Origin of the sequence: Paraburkholderia sp. RCC_158 (assembly GCF_041355255.1) — a bacterium.
Taxonomy (GTDB): domain Bacteria; phylum Pseudomonadota; class Gammaproteobacteria; order Burkholderiales; family Burkholderiaceae; genus Paraburkholderia; species Paraburkholderia graminis.
On the sequence record NZ_JBFUPM010000066.1, the window covers coordinates 1 to 2,326 of the forward strand.

Consider the following 2,326-nt stretch of genomic DNA (forward strand, 5'->3'; position numbering starts at 1 on the left):
GTTGACCGGCCGAACATGTCGTCAATCATGCGCCACGTCTCAGTCGGGTGAGGAGGAGTCCATCCCATTGCTTGTGGCCGCGTGCTGTCCCACACTCAACGTGCGAGAACGGGATCGATCTCATTGCTCGTCACGCCGAATTTAGCCATGCGCGCGCGATGGTCTGGGGAGCCGAGATATGAACGAAGCTGCGCGCTTACCGCATTACGCAGGTCGCTGTTTCCCCTGTTGAATGAGAATGCTCCGAACGGAAGCTCGTGTTGCTTGCCATTCGTTCCCGGTTTGTGCTCCACGGCCTCGAACACCGAACCGCCGATACGATTCGCCAGTATGCGGTTTCCCAAAGCTGTGCTCGCATAAGCATCGATTGCGCCCGAACGGACGGCTTCGATAGCGTCGACCTGGTGTTCGAAGATTTCTATCTGATCTTCACTTACGCGGGACGCTCTCGCCGAGTCGTGTTGCACCTGTCCGGCAATGATGCCAAGGCGCGCATCGCTGCGCTTGGCCAGTGACGCATAGCTGTCAAGCGATTTCGGATTTCCAGCCCGAACCAGGAACCCGTCCCCCATCGCCCATACCGGCACGCTGAACGCGACCAGATTGGCACGCTCCGGGGTAACGAATAGCGGGACATTCATATCCCAGCGGCCGGCTTCAACGCCGGGCAACAGTTCGCTGAACGTCGCCAGACGATGCTCGATCACGGTAGTGCCGATCGCCCGAAGAACCACTTCGGCCAATTCAATGTCCGCGCCAGTTGCGATACGGTCTGCTTCCGTCCAACCGAACGGAGGTTCTTCGATGTATGCAATCGTTACCTTCATCGCTGTTTCTCGCGAAATGGGAACGGCCACGAAATCTGGAGCCGATTGTTGGCGATTCTACTTGCATGTGCGAGCGTCGCTTTGTGGTGGTTGCGTGCCGCACGCAGTTGCTCATGGCGCTGTTCGGGACATGCTGTGGCGAGCGGCGAATCGCTGCCACCAGCGGGTCAATTTTTCATACTCTGCCATTAATGAAACGGCTTCCGGTGCCTGCATGAAGCAGGCAAACATTGGCGCGGCGTACAAGTCAGCAAATGTCACATCACCGCCGATCAGAAACTCACGGTCGTCGGACAGCCGGGTCAGTTCAGATAGACATACAGCGGCACGCGGTAGCGCGGCGGCGATCTTGTGTTCATTGGCTATCCGGCCTTCGCGAGCTGAAACCACGCGTTCCACGTATATGTCCCAAACGAGCGTTCGGTATGCATAGGCGTCCAGTATCCCAACGATCTGGTTTACCTTCGCGCGGGCCCTAGGATCTGCCGGCTGCAGTTTGCATCCGGGAAAAGCGTCATCGATGTAGCCAACGATCGCGCCTGTCTCGTAAAGATGGAAATCGCCATGCTCAAAGGCCGGAATGCGGCCGAACGGGTGACGCTTCAGATGCTCCTGCGGAACCCCCGTCTCTGCGAAGACATCGACTTCGACCAGATGATATTTGACCTGCTTCTCTTCCAGCGCAAGCCGGACGATCCGCACATAGACACTCCATGCGGCTCCGTATAGTTTCACCACTTCGATTGTCGGCACAGCTTCGCCCCAGTCGCGCACGAGAGGCGCGGATACGGCAGTTTATTTTAACGAAGCCTGCGATCTCCGATTCGGCGCTGCCAATCGGTGTTCGCACACAGCAGATTTGTCGACGATCTATGTGCAGAGGGCGAGTGTCCCTTCCTGGCCGATTACCGCCCGATGCGCTGGGCCTTGGCCGCGGCGCAGTGTCGGCGGTCGCTTAGCCGTTGGAGCGCCGCCATGCGCTGAGATGGCGGATAACGGCCTGCAAGTCGCCGTTCTGCTCGTGAAGTCGCGTCAGGTGCCGTAAGGCTTCTTCGTTCTGCGGGTTGATCTCAAGGCAGCGCCCATAGGCTGCCACAGCCTCGTCAAGCCGCCCCAGTTCCTCCAGAAGGACAGCGTAATTCAACGCCGCCTGGTCGTTCTTCCCGTTGATCTCGACACAGCGCAGATAGCTGGCAGCGGCTTCTTTGAGTCGCCCGGCTTCTTCAAGCAGCACAGCGCGGTTTGCATGCAGCAGTTCGGTATCGGCGAAATGCTGGAGCGCCTCATCGAACACCTCGAGTGCGTGCCCGCAGCGATTCTGCTCGCTGGCAAGCAGGGCGACGCGGGTTCCGTCGCGCCAAAACATCTCTCAGCTAGCGAACGGTGCCGGCGTCTCCGGGACGGTGATAGCTCTCAACATCTTTGAGATTGACCCGGTTCAACGGACAGATTTGCAGTTGGATTTAGTGTGATGTTGAACCTCCCGGGAGTGTTGAGTC

At 58.5% G+C, this 2,326-nt stretch carries 3 protein-coding genes; all 3 read right to left on the reverse strand.

The features are described 5' to 3' along the window. Positions 1 to 95: 95 nt before the first annotated feature. Entirely contained in the window at positions 96 to 827 is a 732-nt protein-coding gene (locus AB6809_RS36110) for a transporter substrate-binding domain-containing protein (RefSeq protein ID WP_371028595.1), read from the reverse strand. Positions 828 to 938: 111 nt separating this feature from the next. Then, positions 939 to 1,601: a glutathione S-transferase family protein gene (locus tag AB6809_RS36115; RefSeq protein ID WP_371028596.1), complete on the reverse strand. Its 663-nt coding sequence runs from the start codon at positions 1,599 to 1,601 to the stop codon at positions 939 to 941. Between the two features lie 181 nt (positions 1,602 to 1,782). Further along, positions 1,783 to 2,193: a tetratricopeptide repeat protein gene (locus tag AB6809_RS36120; RefSeq protein WP_371028597.1), complete on the reverse strand. Its 411-nt coding sequence runs from the start codon at positions 2,191 to 2,193 to the stop codon at positions 1,783 to 1,785. Positions 2,194 to 2,326 lie beyond the last annotated feature (133 nt).

Coding starts and splice junctions, on each gene's coding strand:
- AB6809_RS36110 (WP_371028595.1), bottom strand. CDS start 827: ATGAAGGTAACGATTGCATACATCGAAGAACCTCCGTTCGGTTGGACG.
- AB6809_RS36120 (WP_371028597.1), bottom strand. CDS start 2,193: ATGTTTTGGCGCGACGGAACCCGCGTCGCCCTGCTTGCCAGCGAGCAG.